At 53.2% G+C, this 17,615-nt stretch carries 16 protein-coding genes; 5 read left to right on the top strand and 11 right to left on the bottom strand.

Annotated features, from left to right (window positions below; genetic code table 11):
* The first annotated feature begins 122 nt into the window (after window positions 1-122).
* Entirely contained in the window at window positions 123-791 is a 669-nt protein-coding gene (locus AT687_RS03650) for a TetR/AcrR family transcriptional regulator (protein WP_014310214.1), read from the top strand.
* Here AT687_RS03650 and AT687_RS03645 read toward each other — a convergent pair.
* The 7 genes from AT687_RS03645 to AT687_RS03615 form a co-directional block, all read right to left on the bottom strand.
* Window positions 788-1,621 (bottom strand): HpcH/HpaI aldolase/citrate lyase family protein, encoded by an 834-nt coding sequence (locus tag AT687_RS03645; RefSeq protein WP_014310213.1) that lies wholly within the window; start codon window positions 1,619-1,621, stop codon window positions 788-790. The genes AT687_RS03650 and AT687_RS03645 overlap by 4 nt on opposite strands.
* Before the next feature lie 47 nt (window positions 1,622-1,668).
* Complete coding sequence (locus tag AT687_RS03640; protein ID WP_021334934.1) at window positions 1,669-2,100, bottom strand: hypothetical protein; 432 nt, start codon at window positions 2,098-2,100, stop codon at window positions 1,669-1,671.
* The gene (locus AT687_RS03635) at window positions 2,085-2,561 is read right to left on the bottom strand and encodes a serine hydrolase (protein ID WP_016829440.1); all 477 of its coding nucleotides are present in this window, start codon (window positions 2,559-2,561) and stop codon (window positions 2,085-2,087) included. The genes AT687_RS03640 and AT687_RS03635 overlap by 16 nt, the downstream gene beginning before the upstream one ends.
* Window positions 2,562-2,645: 84 nt before the next feature.
* On the bottom strand, window positions 2,646-2,861 hold the full coding sequence (locus AT687_RS11830) for a hypothetical protein (protein WP_014303140.1): 216 nt from the start codon (window positions 2,859-2,861) through the stop codon (window positions 2,646-2,648).
* Between the two features lie 605 nt (window positions 2,862-3,466).
* Window positions 3,467-5,044 (bottom strand): bifunctional phosphoribosylaminoimidazolecarboxamide formyltransferase/IMP cyclohydrolase, encoded by a 1,578-nt coding sequence (purH, locus tag AT687_RS03625; protein ID WP_014318838.1) that lies wholly within the window; start codon window positions 5,042-5,044, stop codon window positions 3,467-3,469.
* Window positions 5,034-5,657: a phosphoribosylglycinamide formyltransferase gene (gene purN / locus AT687_RS03620; RefSeq protein ID WP_014318837.1), complete on the bottom strand. Its 624-nt coding sequence runs from the start codon at window positions 5,655-5,657 to the stop codon at window positions 5,034-5,036. The genes purH and purN overlap by 11 nt, the downstream gene beginning before the upstream one ends.
* A gap of 25 nt (window positions 5,658-5,682) precedes the next feature.
* Window positions 5,683-7,239 carry a cell division protein PerM gene (locus tag AT687_RS03615; RefSeq protein ID WP_014318836.1) on the bottom strand — a complete coding sequence of 519 codons (1,557 nt, stop codon included), beginning with the start codon at window positions 7,237-7,239 and terminating at the stop codon, window positions 5,683-5,685.
* Between the two features lie 303 nt (window positions 7,240-7,542).
* On the opposite strand from AT687_RS03615, the gene AT687_RS03610 reads away from it, so the two are divergent.
* Window positions 7,543-8,259 (top strand): M23 family metallopeptidase, encoded by a 717-nt coding sequence (locus AT687_RS03610; RefSeq protein ID WP_021334931.1) that lies wholly within the window; start codon window positions 7,543-7,545, stop codon window positions 8,257-8,259.
* A 75-nt stretch (window positions 8,260-8,334) separates the two neighbouring features.
* Here the strand turns inward: AT687_RS03610 and pcrA are convergent, their stop codons facing one another.
* A complete protein-coding gene (gene pcrA, locus AT687_RS03605; RefSeq protein ID WP_407080820.1) occupies window positions 8,335-10,752 on the bottom strand; it encodes a DNA helicase PcrA in 2,418 nt (805 codons plus the stop codon).
* Window positions 10,753-10,919: 167 nt separating this feature from the next.
* Between pcrA and AT687_RS03600 the strand changes: the two genes are divergently transcribed.
* A complete protein-coding gene (locus AT687_RS03600; protein ID WP_003850709.1) occupies window positions 10,920-11,234 on the top strand; it encodes a chorismate mutase in 315 nt (104 codons plus the stop codon).
* On the opposite strand, the gene AT687_RS03595 is transcribed toward AT687_RS03600, so the two are convergent.
* The gene (locus AT687_RS03595) at window positions 11,231-12,715 is read right to left on the bottom strand and encodes an NAD-dependent succinate-semialdehyde dehydrogenase (protein WP_014318833.1); all 1,485 of its coding nucleotides are present in this window, start codon (window positions 12,713-12,715) and stop codon (window positions 11,231-11,233) included. The genes AT687_RS03600 and AT687_RS03595 overlap by 4 nt on opposite strands.
* A gap of 202 nt (window positions 12,716-12,917) precedes the next feature.
* On the opposite strand from AT687_RS03595, the gene pgi reads away from it, so the two are divergent.
* Window positions 12,918-14,561, top strand: a complete 1,644-nt coding sequence (pgi, locus tag AT687_RS03590; protein WP_014318832.1) for a glucose-6-phosphate isomerase — start codon at window positions 12,918-12,920, stop codon at window positions 14,559-14,561.
* Window positions 14,562-14,645: 84 nt separating this feature from the next.
* Here pgi and AT687_RS03585 read toward each other — a convergent pair whose 3' ends face one another.
* Window positions 14,646-15,059: a YccF domain-containing protein gene (locus AT687_RS03585; RefSeq protein ID WP_014306665.1), complete on the bottom strand. Its 414-nt coding sequence runs from the start codon at window positions 15,057-15,059 to the stop codon at window positions 14,646-14,648.
* Window positions 15,060-15,173: 114 nt separating this feature from the next.
* Between AT687_RS03585 and AT687_RS03580 the strand changes: the two genes are divergently transcribed.
* Complete coding sequence (locus tag AT687_RS03580) at window positions 15,174-16,799, top strand: aspartate:alanine exchanger family transporter (protein ID WP_174510713.1); 1,626 nt, start codon at window positions 15,174-15,176, stop codon at window positions 16,797-16,799.
* Here the strand turns inward: AT687_RS03580 and AT687_RS03575 are convergent.
* Window positions 16,782-17,588: a DNA-formamidopyrimidine glycosylase family protein gene (locus tag AT687_RS03575; protein WP_014301600.1), complete on the bottom strand. Its 807-nt coding sequence runs from the start codon at window positions 17,586-17,588 to the stop codon at window positions 16,782-16,784. The genes AT687_RS03580 and AT687_RS03575 overlap by 18 nt on opposite strands.
* Window positions 17,589-17,615 lie beyond the last annotated feature (27 nt).

The raw sequence follows: 17,615 nt of genomic DNA, 5'->3' as shown, positions 1-17,615 counted from the left end.
TTTCTAGGTTTTAGTGGCCGTCGATAGTAGGCTTTGAGCCCACGTCGTATAACATTTATTCGTTCATGGCGCTTTGCGCACATTTTTAAGGTTTTGTGAAAGGAAAGGGGCAGGTACTCGTTATGGCAGGAGCTGTAGGTCGTCCCCGTAAAAATAGTCCTCGGCGACGTGGAAGTACCGCCCGTGAGGAAATCCTTGATGCCTCAGCGGAGCTGTTTACTACACAAGGTTTTGCTACCACGTCTACCCATCAAATCGCCGACGCAGTAGGAATTCGTCAAGCCTCGCTGTACTACCACTTCCCGTCCAAGACGGAAATCTTCCTCACCCTGCTTCAGTCCACCGTGGCACCTTCAACGGCTCTCGCAGAGGCCTTCGTCGATAACGAAGCACCAGCGCCGTTACGCTTGTGGGCATTAACAGCCACAGAATGTCGCCTGTTGCTTTCGACACGTTGGAATGTCGGACGCCTCTACCAATTGCCGGTTGCAGCTTCCGCAGAATTCGCTTCCTACCAAACACAGCGCGATCAGCTACGCCAAACTTTTAAAAACATTGCTTCCGAGATCCTCAGCCCCGACGATCCCCGTACAGATCTGCCATTCCACATCGCGCTGTCGGTAATTGAAATGCGCAGCAACGATGGTGTGGTACCCGAACCATTGCGCGATGAGGAACTTCCCGCTCTAGCAATCATGCTTGCCGACGCCGCACTCGCCGTCGTAGGTGCGGCCCTGCCCGATGACCGCGTGGAATGGACACTGAACCTGATCCGCACCCTGAACAACTAATTGGCTGCGGCGTGACGCTGCAGCAACCGATGCGCCAACGCAATAAGTGGTGTATCCACCATCTCCCCGTCGAGCTGAAAAGCTCCGGGGTGTTTTTTCGTCTCCTCAGCGATACGCTGCGCCCATTCCAGCTGCTCTGAGCTAGGTGCGAAAGCCCGCCGGACCACATCGACTTGGTTCGGATGGATGCATGGATATGCCGCAAATCCCATACGGGCAGAATCCAGTGCTTCTGTATAGAGGCCATCAAGATCTTTGAAATCCTGATATACCGCATCCAGCGCCCACTTACCGTTTGCAGCAGCGTGCAGCAGCGTCTGCACACGTGCGTATTCGATGGGTGCTCTGTAGAAGGAGGGCTGGGGCTCGTCTATACGCCTGCGCGAATATAAGCCACCCAGCGCAATCGTCAGGTCATCCGCGCCCCAGTACAACCCGACTACGTGGGGATCCGCCGCGATCGAGGCTATGTTGATAACAGCCAATGGGGTTTCGATAATCGGTACAACATTAAGGCCATCAAGACCATCGGGAAGAGCCGCCCCAATTTTGGGCACAATGACGTTGTAATACTCGGTGGTCTTTACAAACGCGAGATCCACAGCATGGTGAGGATCTTCTGGTCCCACAATCCGAACAAACGTTGTGGCCGGATCCAAACCCGCGTTGCGAATGTTGGCATAGGCTTGGTCGCGGTCAATAGAGCCCGCCCCATCCTCTAAATCTAGGATGACCATATCTGCACGGGCGGCAGCTTTGGGAATAATCTCAGGCCTATTCGCTGGGGCAAAAAGGACCGCGGGCCGTAATGTCAGCTCTCGATTCGTCATAATGACAATTCTAGCGGCGCACCCGTTAGCCTATGATGCCCAAAAGATCACACACATTCCGCTGACGGAACACTTCCATTAAAGCTAGCAAGCTTAGTCGCCATCCGAGTAAGAAGCTGCTGTCCCGACTCATATGCTCCATCAGAAGCCTGAGCAGTGACAGCCACCGGCACGATCACCCCACCAATCGGAACCAAACCAAACTGCCGTACGTCATAAGAACCCGAAGGATTAGGCCCCCACCCGCCTTTAAAACGGGAACCAAGAATAGATCCCAAACCATAGCGTTGGCTACTTGCGATCTCCCCCATAGCAGCCAGTACTGACTCAGAACCGGCAACACATCCCATGTGTCGAGCAAACAGTGCTTGAGGTCCTAACGCCCATTGTGTTTGGCCGAAAACACTGAATTCAGGCCGGACAGGCTGATCGTTAACTTGAGTTTGTGGATCACCACCTTGTGCTAGGACAGCCCCCACTTTTCCCGTGGGGAACCAAGCGAATCCCACAAAGCACGAGCTGCGTCATTATCCGAGACAGTAATAGCTTGGCGCATCAATACATCGTTGCCGGGATTGGCACGCAACGCAGCAATACTGATGGGTACTTTTATGGTCGACCAAGCTGGAACGCCTGCTTGCGTGCCGGCCGTCAATACTCCTTCTGGACCTGCAATAGCGATACCCACTGCCCCGCCCAACTCATTTTGGGTATCAGTAACAATGCTTTCTAGGGCCGCAGCAAGATCACTTGGCAGCCCTGTTGCATTCGAATCAGGGACAGATGCCGGAGCTGGTGGTTGTTGTGCCAGAGTCGGTGATGGTTGGCGCAGCGTGGTGCGTGAGGTTGTTTCACCATCGACGTCTCCAATAGTGCAACCAGTGATCATGACGCTCAAACAACTTACTGCGATGAACAAAGGTGATAGGTGGTGACGCATGAAAACCACTACTTCCTTGTGTTTTGAGTCGTTCGATTAGCCGATATACACCACGGCGTTGTTGCCGCCGGTGCATGTGACAAATTAGCCATTATCAGAACATTGCATGCTGTAGTCCAAACCAGTGACCTCAGAATGGACAGACAACGTTGCGTTGAGCTGTTGAGTTGCCACATAGTTCGAGGCATAAGCATCACGAACCGCACGAGCAAATTGGGGACTGGTTACTGACGATCCGATCCAAACATTGTTGAAGTTACCTGCGGGTTCTCCAGCTTTTGCTGCGTCATTAGCAGACATGCGCCCGCTGGCAGTGTTGGATATTGAGGACGCGCAGCCGCCTGCTCAGGTGCATCGTTTTTCTTGGATTCTGGTGCGCTAGCTGCTGTAGCAGGAGTCTTGTCATTGGACCCTATGACTCCCGTTTTGAGTCCTACTAACACGAGTGCAGCGACAACACACAACGTTGCTAAAACCGCTATGAGCACTATTGCCACAGGACTTTTAGGCGCCTGCAGCGGGGGTTGCGGAGCGGGGTCGACAGCTCGAAATGAGGATGTTTCTGGATGTGGATCGTAAGAATTTGATGGCTGCTGAGAGGTCACGGTGGCAACAATCTCCAAAATTGACAAGAGGGGCAATAGAAAAAGTAGCTTGATTACGACCTCTGAGAAACGGAAGCGGAAGTACGCGATCACCTGCGTTTTGTGGGCACTTTATAGCCCTACCGGTGACCAAGAGGCATCGCTAATTGAATAATTGAACGCGCTGAATTTTAGCAGTTCTGCTACGCAAATCTGTGAGATTAATAAAGGTTACCCCCATCGTTGCCCAGAAAGCAGCCCATAAAAGCACAAGAAAACACGCCACGGTGCAGTCGTACATCGTGGCGTGTTGATAAGAAATTAGTGAGCGAAGTGGCGTGCACCCGTAAGGTACATGGTCACACCAGCCTTGTTAGCGGCCTCGATCACTTCAGCATCACGGATAGATCCACCAGGCTGAACCACAGCACGAACGCCAGCTTGCGCTAGCACCTCAAAACCGTCAGCGAATGGGAAGAATGCATCAGATGCTGCAACCGATCCCTTGGCACGCTGTTCGTCGCCGGCAAGAGAGTTAGCGCGCTCGACAGCAAGCTTGGCTGCGTCGACACGGTTAACCTGCCCCATGCCCACGCCTACCGTTGCCCCGCCTTGCGCGAGCAAAATAGCGTTAGACTTCACGGCACGCACAGCACGCCATGCGAACTCCAGCTCTGCCAGCAATTCCTCAGATGCGCCTTCACCGGCAGCAAGTGTCCAGTTAGCTGGGGTATCACCTTCGGCATCGACGAGGTCGCGTCGCTGAACAAGGACGCCACCGGAAATCTGACGTTGTTCGAGTTCGTCGCGCTGTGGCTGCGGAGCTACAAGGATTCGGATGTTCTTCTTTTGCGAAAGGATCTCTACAGCACCGTCTTCGTAAGCAGGTGCGATGATGACCTCAGTAAAGATTTCGGAGACTTGCTTCGCCATATCTACGCTGACTTCGCGGTTGGAAGCGATCACGCCGCCAAATGCGGAGACTGGGTCACACGCGTGTGCAGTGCGGTGAGCTTCAGCAATGGAGACGTCGGAAACTGCGATACCGCAGGGGTTTGCGTGTTTGATGATGGCCACGCATGGGCGCTCGTGATCCCATGCAGCACGCCAAGCTGCGTCGGAGTCCGTGTAGTTGTTGTAGCTCATTTCCTTGCCGTGTAGCTGCGTTGCTTGAGCAAGGCCAGCAGGAGCTGCTGGGTCAGTGTAGAGGGCTGCCGCTTGGTGCGGATTTTCGCCGTAACGCAAAATGTTGGCGCGCTCATAGCTTGCTCCGATCCACTCGGCGAATGGTTTATCGGCATCCGCGATTTGCTCGCCCATCCACGTTGCTACGGCGACGTCGTAAGAAGCAGTGTGGCGGAAAGCGTCGACAGCCAAAGCCGTGCGCTCAGCACGGGTGAAGCCACCGTTGCCAACTGCTGCGATGATCTCAGAGTAACGAGATGGAGATACAACGACCGCTACCGATGGGTGGTTCTTAGCCGCAGCACGGACCATCGATGGTCCTCCGATGTCGATCTGCTCGACGCAAGCGTCGAAATCGGCACCCGAGGCAACGGTCTGGGTAAATGGGTACAGGTTGACGACCACGAGCTGGAACGGCGCTACGTTGAGCTCGTCTAGTTGCTTGAGGTGGTCCTCCTTACGCGTGTCAGCAAGGATTCCTGCGTGAACCATGGGGTGTAGGGTCTTCACACGGCCTTCAAGACATTCTGGGAAGCCGGTGAGTTGCTCTACGGGAGTTACAGGGACTCCGAGATCAGCGATTTTAGCGGCGGTCGAGCCGGTGGAAACGATCTCCACACCCGCATCATTGAGGGCACGGGCCAGATCTTCCAGTCCGGTCTTGTCGTACACACTAATTAATGCGCGCTTGATCTGCTTGCGGTCATCGCTCATGAGTGAAGGAAACCTCTCCTGATTCTTTCTCCGTCACGGCGGAGTTCAACACGGACACGATGAGCTGGCGCTCAACTTGTTTGATTCTTTCATGAAGATGTGACTCGTCTTCTCCCCGTTCGATGGAAACGGGCCGTTGCGCAATAATGGCGCCAGTGTCAACGCCACTGTCTACAAAGTGAACAGTGGAACCGGTGACTCTGACGCCATAGTTCAATGCATCTCGCACGGCATGTGCTCCTGGGAATGCAGGGAGCAACGCAGGGTGCGTATTGATGGTACGACCTTCGAACGTTCGCAGGAATCCTTCGCCGAGGATCTTCATAAATCCGGCGGAGACTACGATTGTTGGCTCATAGCGTTCTACGTTGCGTGCGAGGGCGAGGTTCCATTCATGACGATCTGCGCCTTTTTCTAAGGGCACAATGTGCGTTGGAATCCCTGCTTGTTTGGCTCGTTCGAGTGCAAAACACTCGACGTCTGCCACGACGGCGACCACGCGATATCGTTCCTGATTGTCGATGATGGCCTGCAAGAGGGTTCCGGAACCTGACGCAAGTACCACAATCGGCGTTGCTTGCTCCGTACTGGATAAACTCGTCACAGCCACCATCGTAATGGTTTAAGCCTGTTATCCCCTATTCCGTGTCATCTTTCGGCTTCGAATCAGACTCCTGATCGCTTTCGGCTGTGTCTTCTCCCCCTTCATTTTCGACTGTTTCGTCGTTGTCATGAGTAGTTGGGTTGATCTCAAGAGCTTCGAGCATTTCTGCATTATCTAAGCCGTCATCTACCAACTCGTAGGTTTCACGCTCTTCAGCTTCCACCACACCTTGTCCTTCTTCAGGCTCGCCAGTTTCCGCTTCTTCTAATTCTTCCGCTTCTTCCGGCGCGTTTTCTTCACTCTCCTGCGCTATCGCCACAGAAGCTTCTGCTCGGTTTTTAAGGAATAGCTCCACGGCAAAAATAGCGAAGCCACAGATAAGCGTCCACGCCATCATCAACGCCACCGAAAGCCAGAGCAACACTCCCACATAACCATAAACACCCAGCTGACCACTGCTTAAAGCACCCAGCACCGCTAGGATTACTGCAGCCCACGCCGCAGTCAGAAGAATATGCGCAGGCCGTTTTACTGTCCCCCGAAGCGTGACGACGACCCCTGCAAACGGGATCACTAGAGCCCCAAGGGCGTATGGCGACATTTCCCCAGGAATTGCAGCAAAAAGTGGTACCGCTGGCGTAGGTACCAGTCCTACTCCCATGAGCGAAACAAAACCTTCGCCTATCTCAAATGAAGCGCCCAAAAGAACCGCTAACACGGCGATGACAGCATTGGGTAGGTAGAGCAGACAAACGATTATTACCGCCAGCATTCCAGCTGGGGTGTAACCTTCCAAGGATTTCGCCACGTCAGCGGCATGGAATCCCAGTAGTACGACAAAGACAACCAATGCGAGCAACAATAGGTTTCGTACCAAACGAGCAGCTAAACGGGCGGCGTCAACAACGTCTTCGCTTACCCCATAGCGTCGCGCAAGCGCCTTCCATAGCCTCGTGCGCATTCCGATCACCAATGCTGTGCCATGAACAAGAAAAGTAGTAGCCAAGGCCATGGCGACATTAGGCGAGGCAACGTCAAACACCGAGGAGGCGTCGTACAGCATTGCGCACGCGGTAGCAGTAAGCAGTAAAGGGAAACCTACAACACCGAGCGTAACAACCGCTAAATCTGCAAGACTTACCCGTTGTTTTACCGCACGAAAAACTCTCTGTGACACAACCCACATAAAAAATATTGCAGGCATCAAGGGTAACGCTCCGATGGACATACCTCGCCCCGTAGCCGGCCCCAGATTAAGCACCAACCAGCCTTCTGCGATGGTGGCCGGCAACCCCGCCATTGTTGTATTCGTAGCCAATAGCGAAACAAGGGAAGCAATGATGATAACAATTACTGCCACCACACAGGGCAGTAACACAATAGGAAAGTATGCCCGCACCCGAGATTTAAATGTCGGATCAACGGATTTTACCGCCTCATCAGTACTTTTTCGCCCAAAACGACGCAGTTTTCTGCCCGGACCTTGCACAGAATAAGAAGAGTCTTTCGGCGATTGACGTACTCCACTACCGGAGGGACGCGTACGTGGACGACGGGCAGGACTCGATTGCGGACTGGACTTCTTGTTCATCCTTTAAACTGTGCCACGATTACACTCAGTGAGTGGCTAAGCGCCCGCGCGTTTTATACTTTTGCCCCCGACGCTAGGTCATTCACATGCGCCACATAAGTCATCTCTTGGCTCGAATTTTTATGTAACTCGCCATATTTTTCTTCAAATCCTCAAAACAGGTTGCCCTCACTGTAACGACGCGCTATCGTTACCCCTCGGAACATAACGAGTTGGTTACAAAATCGAATGGGTTGTAACAAGCCGGATACGAGACACCAACTTAGAATCGTTACACAAAGTTTTTACAGAAAGTTGAGCCTCATGCAGCAGACGCAGCGCACAACCGGTGGTAAGCATCGCAAGCAAGCATCACCAGTTAAAGGCCGCGTTGCCGTCGTCGCTTTGGCTACAGGCGCAGTTTCGAGCGCAGGCGCTACCGGCGCTTCCCTTGCTCACGCTACGCACGACAATTCCACTGTAAAAATCAACCTTGCGTCGGATTCCACCACGCAGACCAATAACGATTCCCCGCAGGTTCTTTCCATCGCAGAGTTTAAACCTGCGGCTTCTGACCTGAACCAGCAGCTTTCCAAAGCAATCCATTACAGCCAAGTGGTTGCTGAAAAAGATCTCGAGGCTCGTACTCCTAAAATCAGCGTTCATACCCCTGCAAAAGGCACTCTGACTTCACCATTCGGTATGCGTTGGGGCACACTGCACTCTGGTGTGGACATCGCTAATGCAATGAACACCCCGATTTATTCCGTGATGGACGGTCTAGTAATCGATTCGGGCCCAGCATCCGGCTACGGCCAATGGATTCGTGTCCGCCACGAGGACGGCACCATTACCGTGTATGGGCATATGGAGACGCTCAACGTTGCTGTCGGTGAAACGGTCACTGCTGGCCAGCAGATCGCAGGAATGGGCACTCGTGGTTTCTCTACTGGCGTTCACCTCCACTTTGAGGTTCATCCAGGCGGTGGCGATGCCGTAGATCCACAGTCTTGGCTTGCTGAGCACGGCATCTTTATCTAAATAATCTAAATACTTTGTGTGGGGCGCTTACGAGACTATCTCGTAAGCGCCCCACACACGTCCCCCTAAGACGTCCTAGAGCTTTTCCATAGGCACTGAACCGATCAGCATTAGCCGCACTGTTCCTGACGACCCAAAGTCAATGGTGACAGAATCTGCGGGAGCCATCTTGTCTACCTTGGTTACTGTGCCAAGCCCATACTTTTCATGGTTTACACGATCACCAACGTTGAGTGCTATTGCCGGCTTGTTGGAATGCTTAGGTAACTTGGGAGTTCGCGGAGAACTATAAGAACGAGAGTTCTGGGATCCATAAGAACGCGAATGAGATGAACCGTAGCCCATACCCCAGCTGTTGTCATAGGAGTGTTCTGGTTCTTCTCTACGCCAATCCATTAGTTCATCAGGTATTTCTGATAAGAACCGTGACGGAGGGTTGGTCACTGGATTTCCCCACGAGGATCGAAGCATCGCGCGGGACAAGTAGAGGGTTCGGCGTGCACGCGTAATACCGACATAGGCTAGTCGACGCTCTTCTGCTAGCTCCTTAGGCTCTCCTAGAGCACGCAGATGCGGGAACTGACCGTCTTCCCAGCCGGTGAGGAACACGACGGGGAACTCAAGGCCCTTTGCGGTGTGCAGTGTCATTAATGTGACGACGCCTTGTTCGTTATCTGGAATCTGATCGGCATCAGCAACCAACGACACGCGCTCTAGGAAGGCCATAAGGCTACCTGGCGCTGCTTCGCCTTCGCTTAACTCTGGGATCTCTGGGGCTTGGTTCTCCGCCCCCATGCGCTCATAGGCTACTTGGTTGGCAGCTTCTGAGGAGAATTCTCGGGCAACTGATACCAGTTCGTTGAGGTTATCGAGCCTTGCACCATCTTGAGGATCATTGCTTTTTTCTAATTCGGCTTTGTATCCGGTGACGTCCAAAATGTAGGACACCATATCTCCGATATCAGGCATCCCGGTCACTTCATTGACTTTGTTTGCGGCCTCTTCGCGAATCCCCTTCATCATGTCAACGAATCCAGTGACAGCATTTCGGCCACGTGCGCCAAGCATGGAAACTTTATCTTCGGTGGCATCTAGCAATGCTTTGTGGAAGCCTACGTTGTGGTTATCTGCGTGGAGTGACAGAAATGCTACGGCTTTATCGCCAATGCCTCGGCGTGGAGTATTAATGATTCGACGCAAAGACACCGCATCATCGGGGTTATCAATAAGACGAAGATAAGCAATGATGTCGCGAATCTCTTTACGCTCATAAAAGCGGGTACCGCCTACGACTTTGTACGGTATGCCGGTTCGCATAAAGACGTCTTCTACAGCACGAGAAGAGTTGTTCGTACGATACATGACAGCAATATCGGAATATGCCACCCCTTTATCAGCCAACGCGTCGACCTCATTGGCAATAAAACGGGCTTCATCGTGCTCGTTGTCGGCGACATATCCGACAATGGGATCACCGCTGCCTAGAGCTGTCCATAATTTCTTTTCTCGACGATTCTCATTTTGAGCGATCACCGAATTGGCAGCATTAAGAATCGTTTGGGTGGAACGGTAATTTTGCTCAAGCAGAATCGTCTCAGCATTAGGGTAATCGCGTTCGAATTCCTCAATATTTCGAATTGTGGCACCACGAAACGCATAAATTGACTGGTCCGAGTCACCAACGACGCACAACTCGCTAGCATCAGGTCCACTTCCAACAAGCTCATGAATTAATGCATACTGCGCGTGGTTAGTGTCCTGATACTCGTCGATAAGCACGTGCCGGAACCTACGCCGATAGTATTCCGTAACCGGCGGGTGCTCACGGAAAATCCGTACTGTCTCCCCGATGAGGTCATCAAAATCGACGGCGTTCGACGCTCGTAGTCTCTTTTGATATTCAGCGAAAACGCTTGCGATCGTAGTCTCATAGGGATTCTTCGTGCTTTCCGCATCAGCGCATGCTTGGTCGGCATCGATCAGCTCATTTTTAAGATTAGAAATTCCAGTTGCCAGCAACCGTGGTGTGAACTTCTTAATATCCAAGCTGAAATCCTTGGAGATCATGGACAACAATCGCTTGGAATCATCCGAGTCATAGATCGTGAAATTAGTGTTAAGCCCAGGAACAAGCTGTGCCTGTTCCCGCAAAATACGCACGCACGTGGAGTGGAATGTCGATACCCACATGCGCTGGGCTACAGGCCCCACCAAAGAGCTGACACGCTCACGCATCTCTGCTGCTGCTTTATTGGTAAACGTAATTGCCAAGATGTTCTGCGGTTGTACACCTCGAACACGCATCAAGTAGGCAATTCGCCGTGTCAGCACAGATGTCTTACCAGATCCAGCGCCTGCAACGATCAGCAGCGGGGATCCATAATGCTCCACTGCTGCTTTTTGCTGCGGATTCAGACCTTCGGTGAGGTCGGCACCGGTGTACTGCGATACGGGCTGAGCTTGGCGGAGAAACGGATTCGCTTGCGATGCCATGCTCGTCGACGGCGCCGCTGCTGCGTTGGTTCCAAAGGGAGACTGAGAGAAGGGTTCGTTGTTGTTCATCAACTATCCAACCTACAACGAACCCTCAACATTCCTTACCCCCGCGCCCCACCTGTGGGCTCAGCAGCGACGATGCCGAGGTGGCACAATGGTCAACCATGAGCACAGCCGATAGAGATTTTGTTGTTCGCTTCCCCACAGGAACCTCTGATCCCCTCTCCGATGCGGAGATCCAGCAATACCGCGAAGAAATCGACCGACTAGACAAAGAAATTCTTGCTGCGGTGAAACGCCGTACTGAAATCTCTCGAGCTATTGGCAAAACGCGCATGGGTTCCGGCGGCACCCGTCTCGTGCACACCCGTGAGGTGGCCATCATTAACCAGTTCCGTGAGGAAATCGGTGAGGAAGGCCCCGCCCTAGCAGGTATCTTGCTCCGCATGGGCCGAGGCCGTCTCGGTGAGGCTCGTTAAAGCGGTAACGAAATAAGCTTGGTTTCGAGGAACTCTCCTATTCCTTCGAAGCCACCTTCCCTACCAAGACCTGATTCTTTGACACCACCGAATGGTGCTGCGGGATCAGACAGCGCGCCTTTGTTCACAGCGATCATTCCGGCATCGACACGTTCTGCTACGTTGAGAACTCGTTGTAGATCGCTGCCAAACACATAGGCGGCAAGACCAAACTTTGTGTCATTGGCACGTGCGACTGCTTCGTCGTCATCATCAAAAGTAGAGATAACGACAACTGGACCAAAGATTTCTTCGCGGTGAATGTCAGCGTCTTCGGGGACATCAACAAGCACGGTTGCCGGATAGTAGCTTCCGTGTTCTGGCAACCCCTTGGGAAGATCACCAAGAAGCTTGGTAGCTCCACGGCTGAGGGCATCGTCGACAAGCGTGGTGACTATGCTGACTTGATCGTCGCCGGAAAGCGCACCGAAATCTACGCCCGGCGCGGTGGCTGGTCCTTGGGTGAACCCGCGCATGATGTTTACTACACGCTGTGTAAATTCCTCCGCGATGCTGCTATGTACTAGGAAGCGATTGGCTGCGATGCATACTTGGCCGGCACCTCGCATTTTGGCTACAGCGACCGCCTGCGCTGCGGTGTCGATGTCGGCGTCGTCCAAGACGATGTAGGGGGCATTCCCTCCAAGTTCAAGGGATACGGCGGCGCTGTGTTCGGCGGCCATCGCGGCGAGTTTTTGTCCTACTGCGGTCGAGCCGGTGAAGGTAAGTTTTCGGATGCGCGCATCGTGCAATAGGTCGGATACCACGCTAGCGTTTGCGGTCGGCAGCACGGAGACAACACCGTGGGGAACTCCTGCTTCCGCTAGCAGTTGTGCTAGGTACAGCATGGTCAGTGGGGTTTTTGATGCTGGTTTCAGGATCATGGTGCAGCCTGCTGCTAGGGCTGGGGCGAGTTTGCGTGCGCCCATTGCAAGCGGAAAGTTCCATGGGGTGATGGCAAGGCAGGGGCCTACCGGCTGCTGGTGGGTAATAATGCGGGCATTTCCGGTGGGATTGTGGCGGTAGTCGCCGCGAATCCTTACTGCCTCTTCTGCGAACCACCGGAAAAATTCAGCGGCGTAGGTTACCTCTGCTTCGGAGTCTGGCAGGGCGCGTCCTAGTTCTAGGGACTGAATCAGGGCAAGGTCGTCTTTGTGCTCGATGACTAGGTCGTAGGCCCGACGAAGGATTTCTGAGCGTTCGCGTGCGGGTGTCGCAGCCCATGTGGGTTGGGCTTTTTCAGCGGCGTCGAGGGCTGCGTGTGCTTCTTTTTCGCTTGCCGACGCCACTGTGGCAAGTTCTGAGCCGTCAGAGGGATTGGTCACGCTCAGTGTTGCGCCGTTGTGGGCAGGTTGGAATTGCCCTGCAATAAAAAGCTCCGTGGGGATTCGTTGCAGTAGTTCGTGGATGCGATCATCGAGTGTTTGTGTTGTGTGTGTCATAGGTCCCACTATGCACCGCGCTACGGTGGTTGCGCCACTATCAGGTCACGGGCTGCATCTGGGATTACTGTGACAAAAGTCCGATCAAAAGTATTGTTGGGAATCCGACAGGACAGGCGTATTTTCGATACCGTGGGAATTGAGCGATTGCCACACTATCTGGGCACAAACTCGCATAAACCAACAGAAATGGAGCAATGCAATGTCCTTCGATGTTACGACCACTGAGCCATGGGCTACGCTCTCTGAGCGCTGCACCGCCATGAAGGCAACCACTCTTCGTGATTTGTTTGCTAGCAACCCCAACCGCGCACAGGAGTTGAGCTTCGAGGCAGCAGGTCTTCATGTCGACTTGTCCAAGAACTTGATCGATGCCGACACCGTGGCTGCGTTTACTGAGCTGGCTAAGGCCTCTGGTATGCGCGAAAAAATCAAGGCCATGTTTGATGGTGAGCACATTAACAACACCGAAGACCGCGCTGTGCTTCACACCGCACTTCGCCTTGCAGTCGATGCCGAGCTTAGCGTTGATGGCCAAGACGTGGCTGCAGATGTGCACGAGGTACTCGGCCGTATGCGCGACTTTGCTACGTCTTTACGTAATGGCTCTTGGCGCGGTTACTCCAACCACACCATCAAGACCATTGTGAACATTGGTATCGGCGGATCTGACCTTGGCCCTGCGATGGCAACAAAGGCGTTGCGTACTTATGCAACCGCCGGTATCAACGCGAAGTTTGTTTCCAACGTCGACCCAGCTGATATGCATGCGGTTCTCGACGAGCTCGATCCAGAGTCCACACTTTTCGTCGTCGCCTCCAAGACCTTTACCACCCAAGAGACTCTGGCTAATGCCCACGCAGCGAAGCGCTGGTTGGTTGCAGCTGCCGGTGGGGATGAATCTGCAGTGGCTAAGCACTTTGTTGCGGTCTCGACGAATGCAGACAAGGTTGCCGAGTTTGGTATCGACACCAAGAACATGTTCGGTTTCTGGAACTGGGTGGGTGGTCGTTACTCCGTAGATTCCGCAATCGGCTTGTCACTGATGTCTGTTATCGGACCGATGGACTTTATGCGATTCCTTGATGGCTTCCGTGCCATGGATGAGCACTTCCGCACCGCCGATTTTGAGTCCAACATCCCTGTACTCATGGGTATGCTCAACGTGTTCTACAACGATTTCTTCGGTGCAGAAACACACGCGGTTCTCCCCTATTCCCAAGATTTGGGTCGCTTCCCTGCTTATCTGCAGCAGCTGACCATGGAGTCCAACGGCAAGTCTGTTCGCCACGACGGTAGCGCTGTGACCACCAACACCGGTGAGATCTACTGGGGCGAGCCAGGCACTAATGGTCAGCACGCGTTCTTCCAGCTGATTCACCAAGGCACCAAGCTGATTCCAGCCGACTTCATTGGTTTTGCGCGCCCGAAGGAAGACCTGCCTACTGCCAGCGGTGAAGGCTCCATGCATGATCTGCTCATGAGCAACTTCTTCGCACAAACCAAGGTTTTGGCTTTTGGTAAGACTGCCGAAGAAATCGCTGCAGAAGGCGTTTCCCCAGAGCTTGTAGCTCACAAGGTCATGCCTGGTAACCGTCCTACCACCACCATCATGGCTGAGGAACTTACACCTTTCGCTCTCGGCGCACTGATCGCGCTCTACGAGCACATCGTGTTTGTCGAAGGCGTGATCTGGGACATCAACTCCTTCGATCAGTGGGGTGTTGAGCTTGGCAAGCAGCAGGCTAATGATCTAGCCCCAGCTGTTGCCGGCGAGGTTGCTGTTGACTCCGGCGATAGCTCCACCGATGCGTTGATCTCTTGGTACCGCTCCCACCGCGGTTAAGACTGCATTAGCTCCCTAAAATAACGGGCCCTCACACCAGCACATCAATAATGCTGGTGTGAGGGCCCTGTGTGGATTCTTGGGCTACATAGAGCTCATAGGGCGGTAGCCAACTGGGATAGCGTCGGAATCAACGATGCGTTTTCCAAAGGGGAAGCATGTCACAGGGATCATCTTCAGGTTGGCAATCGCGAGTGGAATACCAATAATGGTGATTGCTTGTGCGAATGCGGTTGTGAGGTGACCAAGTGCGAGCCAGAAACCTGCGATGATAAACCACACCACGTTGCTAACGGCATTGAGAGGCGATCCGCCGCCTACTTCTTCAATGACGGTGCGACCAAAAGGCCATAGCGCATAGTTGGCCATTCTGAAGCTTGCTACTCCTATAGGGATCGTAATAATCAGTGCACAGGCGACCACGCCAGCCACTATGTATCCAAGAGCAAGCCAAATTCCGCCGGTAATCAACCAAATCAGGTTGAGAATTGTTTTCATGGTTCTCACCCTAATGCACCATTGCAAGCGTTTCCTCACGGGGGTGCTACCCCCGTTTTGGCCACATTGGCATTTATTACCAATATGTTTTCATTTTCTGGCACGATCGACATTGTGGATATCTTCGTGGCAAACCCGCTGTTGGCGCTTTTTGTCATCATGGCGGTTGGATTAGCAATCGGTCAGGTTAAAATCCGAGGTTTTAGTCTCGGAGTGGCAGCAGTGCTTTTTGCAGGCGTTGGATTTGCGGCTGTAGAGCCTGATATTCACATCCCACACTTGGTGTACATCTTGGGATTGTCTATTTTTGTGTACTCCATCGGTTTGGAATCAGGCCATGCGTTTTTCGCCCTGTTTAAGTCGCAAGGAGTCAAACAAAACGCGCTCGCTATTACCGCGTTGGCGCTGATAACAGGCATTTCTATCGCTTTGTTTTCGCTGATACATCTCAACGGGGTCACCGCTGCTGGGTTGTTTACCGGCGCGGTAACAAATACACCGGCCATGGCTGCCGTGGTGGATTCGTTACCCAGCATCTTTGGGGATGCGAACAAGGTACACGAGGTGGAATCGTTGCCCTTAGTTGCATATTCGCTGGCCTACCCCATCGGCGTATTGGGAGTTATCGCGGCAATTGGGTTGTGTGCAAAGTGGTTCCGTATCGATCACGTGCAAGAAGCTCACGACGCAGGTGTTGCTGTTGAGGATTTGTTCACCCGTCAAATCAAGGTCAATCATGTGGTTACGGGCTCTGATCTTGTGATTGATATCCACCACACGCTGGGCCTAGAGATTATTGTCTCGCGTATTGAGCGTGATGGTCAGCAGACTCTCCCTACTGCGTCGTCTCGTATCCATATGGGAGATGTGTTGTCTGTGGTGGGCACGGCCGAGGAACTCGACAAGGCCGCGCATGTGCTAGGTGATTTGCTCCCAGGCGATCCTTTCCATGGTCACGACTTAGATTATCGGCGCATTTTTGTTTCCAATCAGGATTTAGTGGGCATACCTCTGGCTAAACTTCGGCCTCGATTGTCAGGAATTTTGATTACTCGGGTCCGTCGTGGCGACCATGACCATGTAGCTACTCCGGAAACAGTTTTGCAGCTTGGCGACCGTGTTCGGGTGGTGGCAGCTCATGATCGTATGAAATCCGTGACGGCACTGTTCGGCGATTCCTATCGTCGCCTTTCTGATTTCAATCTTTTCCCCCTCGCTGCCGGGCTCGCGCTTGGATTGCTCGTTGGCATGATTGAGGTACCACTTCCTGGCGGTGCTGCGTTGTCTTTAGGAAGCGCCGGCGGCCCATTAGTAGTAGCTCTCGTTCTAGGCGCAGTGGGACGCTCAGGTCGTTTTGTATGGCAGGTTCCTTACGGAGCAAACTTGGCACTGCGGCAACTAGGCATCACCTTGTTTCTCGCCGCTATTGGTACCACCGCAGGAGCTAGTTTCCGCGCATCGCTATCAGATCCCGCATCGTTGACCATCATTGCCGTTGGTGCCATCATCACCTTGACATTGGCTATCTTTGTTCTGGTTGTGGGCTATAAGGTGATGAAGATCCCGTACGGCCAAACAGCGGGCATGCTTGCGGGTATTCAAACGCATCCAGCTGTACTGTCTTATGTTTCTGCGATGACGAAAAATGATCTGCCGGCATTGGGCTACACCTCGGTATATCCACTGGCCATGATCGCCAAGATCATTGCAGCACAGGTTGTGCTATTCGCTTTGACATAGTGGGCACCACCAGATGATTCTTTCGAGTTCGGTGGTGGGGTCGTCGACAAGCGTGCTTTTGCGTATGAGGGTGCCGCAGCGTCTGCACGGCTTATGATTGCGCCCAAATACATAGCTAGTTTCGCCTGGGCGACGAATACCAGTGGTAACGCGTATCGGAGAAAACCGGTTGGCCCACATGAGGCGTCGGGTAACCGAAAGCACACGATCAACATCCACGTCTTTGATACGGGTCGCGGGGTGGATTCCGCAGATAAAACAGATTTCGGCGCGGTATTCATTTCCCACACCTGCTAGTACTTTTTGATCAAGCAGCGCCAAGCCGATGGCACGTTCGGGTTGTCCAAGGAGACGTTTTCGTGCTTCTGCTTCCCCACGGGTAGGCCACGATTCAGCGAGAACGTCCGGACCAAGGTGGGCGATTCGCTGCGGATACTCATGGTCCGGAAACACGCGCACAAACCCAAGTTCGTGACCCACAACTTCAATGGGGTCATGCGGAGCGTCATCAAGGTGAAGCACAACGCGGGCAGTATGGCCGGGTTTTCGCCACCGATCCCCCGCCCTATGAACCGCCCATGTGCCCTCCATTTTGAGATGCGTATGCAAAATTTCTGAACCGATATGCATGAAAAGGTGCTTTCCGTAGGGCCACACTTTTGTTATGGTGCGTCCGTCGAAACGCATGGTGGCATACGCCGGTACCCGAAGACTCGTATGCGTTATGGTGCGGCCTTGCATAAAGCTAAGCCGCCGAGCTAGTTGAAATACAGAATCACCTTCGGGCATAGAACCAGTATCACGCAGCCTTATCTT

The sequence above is a fragment of the Corynebacterium diphtheriae genome, from assembly GCF_001457455.1.
GTDB classification, from domain to species: domain Bacteria; phylum Actinomycetota; class Actinomycetes; order Mycobacteriales; family Mycobacteriaceae; genus Corynebacterium; species Corynebacterium diphtheriae.
Note: the sequence above shows the minus strand (reverse complement) of the source record. Positions and strands in the feature narration are given on the sequence as shown.

Bases quoted from the DNA above. Each gene is read 5' to 3' on its own strand.
- purH (WP_014318838.1), bottom strand. From the start codon at position 5,044: ATGAGCGATGACCGCAAGCAGATCAAGCGCGCATTAATTAGTGTGTAC.
- purN (WP_014318837.1), bottom strand. From the start codon at position 5,657: ATGGTGGCTGTGACGAGTTTATCCAGTACGGAGCAAGCAACGCCGATT.
- pgi (WP_014318832.1), top strand. From the start codon at position 12,918: ATGTCCTTCGATGTTACGACCACTGAGCCATGGGCTACGCTCTCTGAG.
- AT687_RS03595 (WP_014318833.1), bottom strand. From the start codon at position 12,715: ATGACACACACAACACAAACACTCGATGATCGCATCCACGAACTACTG.
- AT687_RS03585 (WP_014306665.1), bottom strand. From the start codon at position 15,059: ATGAAAACAATTCTCAACCTGATTTGGTTGATTACCGGCGGAATTTGG.
- AT687_RS03600 (WP_003850709.1), top strand. From the start codon at position 10,920: ATGAGCACAGCCGATAGAGATTTTGTTGTTCGCTTCCCCACAGGAACC.
- AT687_RS03610 (WP_021334931.1), top strand. From the start codon at position 7,543: ATGCAGCAGACGCAGCGCACAACCGGTGGTAAGCATCGCAAGCAAGCA.
- AT687_RS03645 (WP_014310213.1), bottom strand. From the start codon at position 1,621: ATGACGAATCGAGAGCTGACATTACGGCCCGCGGTCCTTTTTGCCCCA.
- pcrA (WP_407080820.1), bottom strand. From the start codon at position 10,752: ATGGCATCGCAAGCGAATCCGTTTCTCCGCCAAGCTCAGCCCGTATCG.
- AT687_RS11830 (WP_014303140.1), bottom strand. From the start codon at position 2,861: ATGTCTGCTAATGACGCAGCAAAAGCTGGAGAACCCGCAGGTAACTTC.
- AT687_RS03635 (WP_016829440.1), bottom strand. From the start codon at position 2,561: ATGCGTCACCACCTATCACCTTTGTTCATCGCAGTAAGTTGTTTGAGC.
- AT687_RS03650 (WP_014310214.1), top strand. From the start codon at position 123: ATGGCAGGAGCTGTAGGTCGTCCCCGTAAAAATAGTCCTCGGCGACGT.
- AT687_RS03615 (WP_014318836.1), bottom strand. From the start codon at position 7,239: ATGAACAAGAAGTCCAGTCCGCAATCGAGTCCTGCCCGTCGTCCACGT.
- AT687_RS03575 (WP_014301600.1), bottom strand. From the start codon at position 17,588: ATGCCCGAAGGTGATTCTGTATTTCAACTAGCTCGGCGGCTTAGCTTT.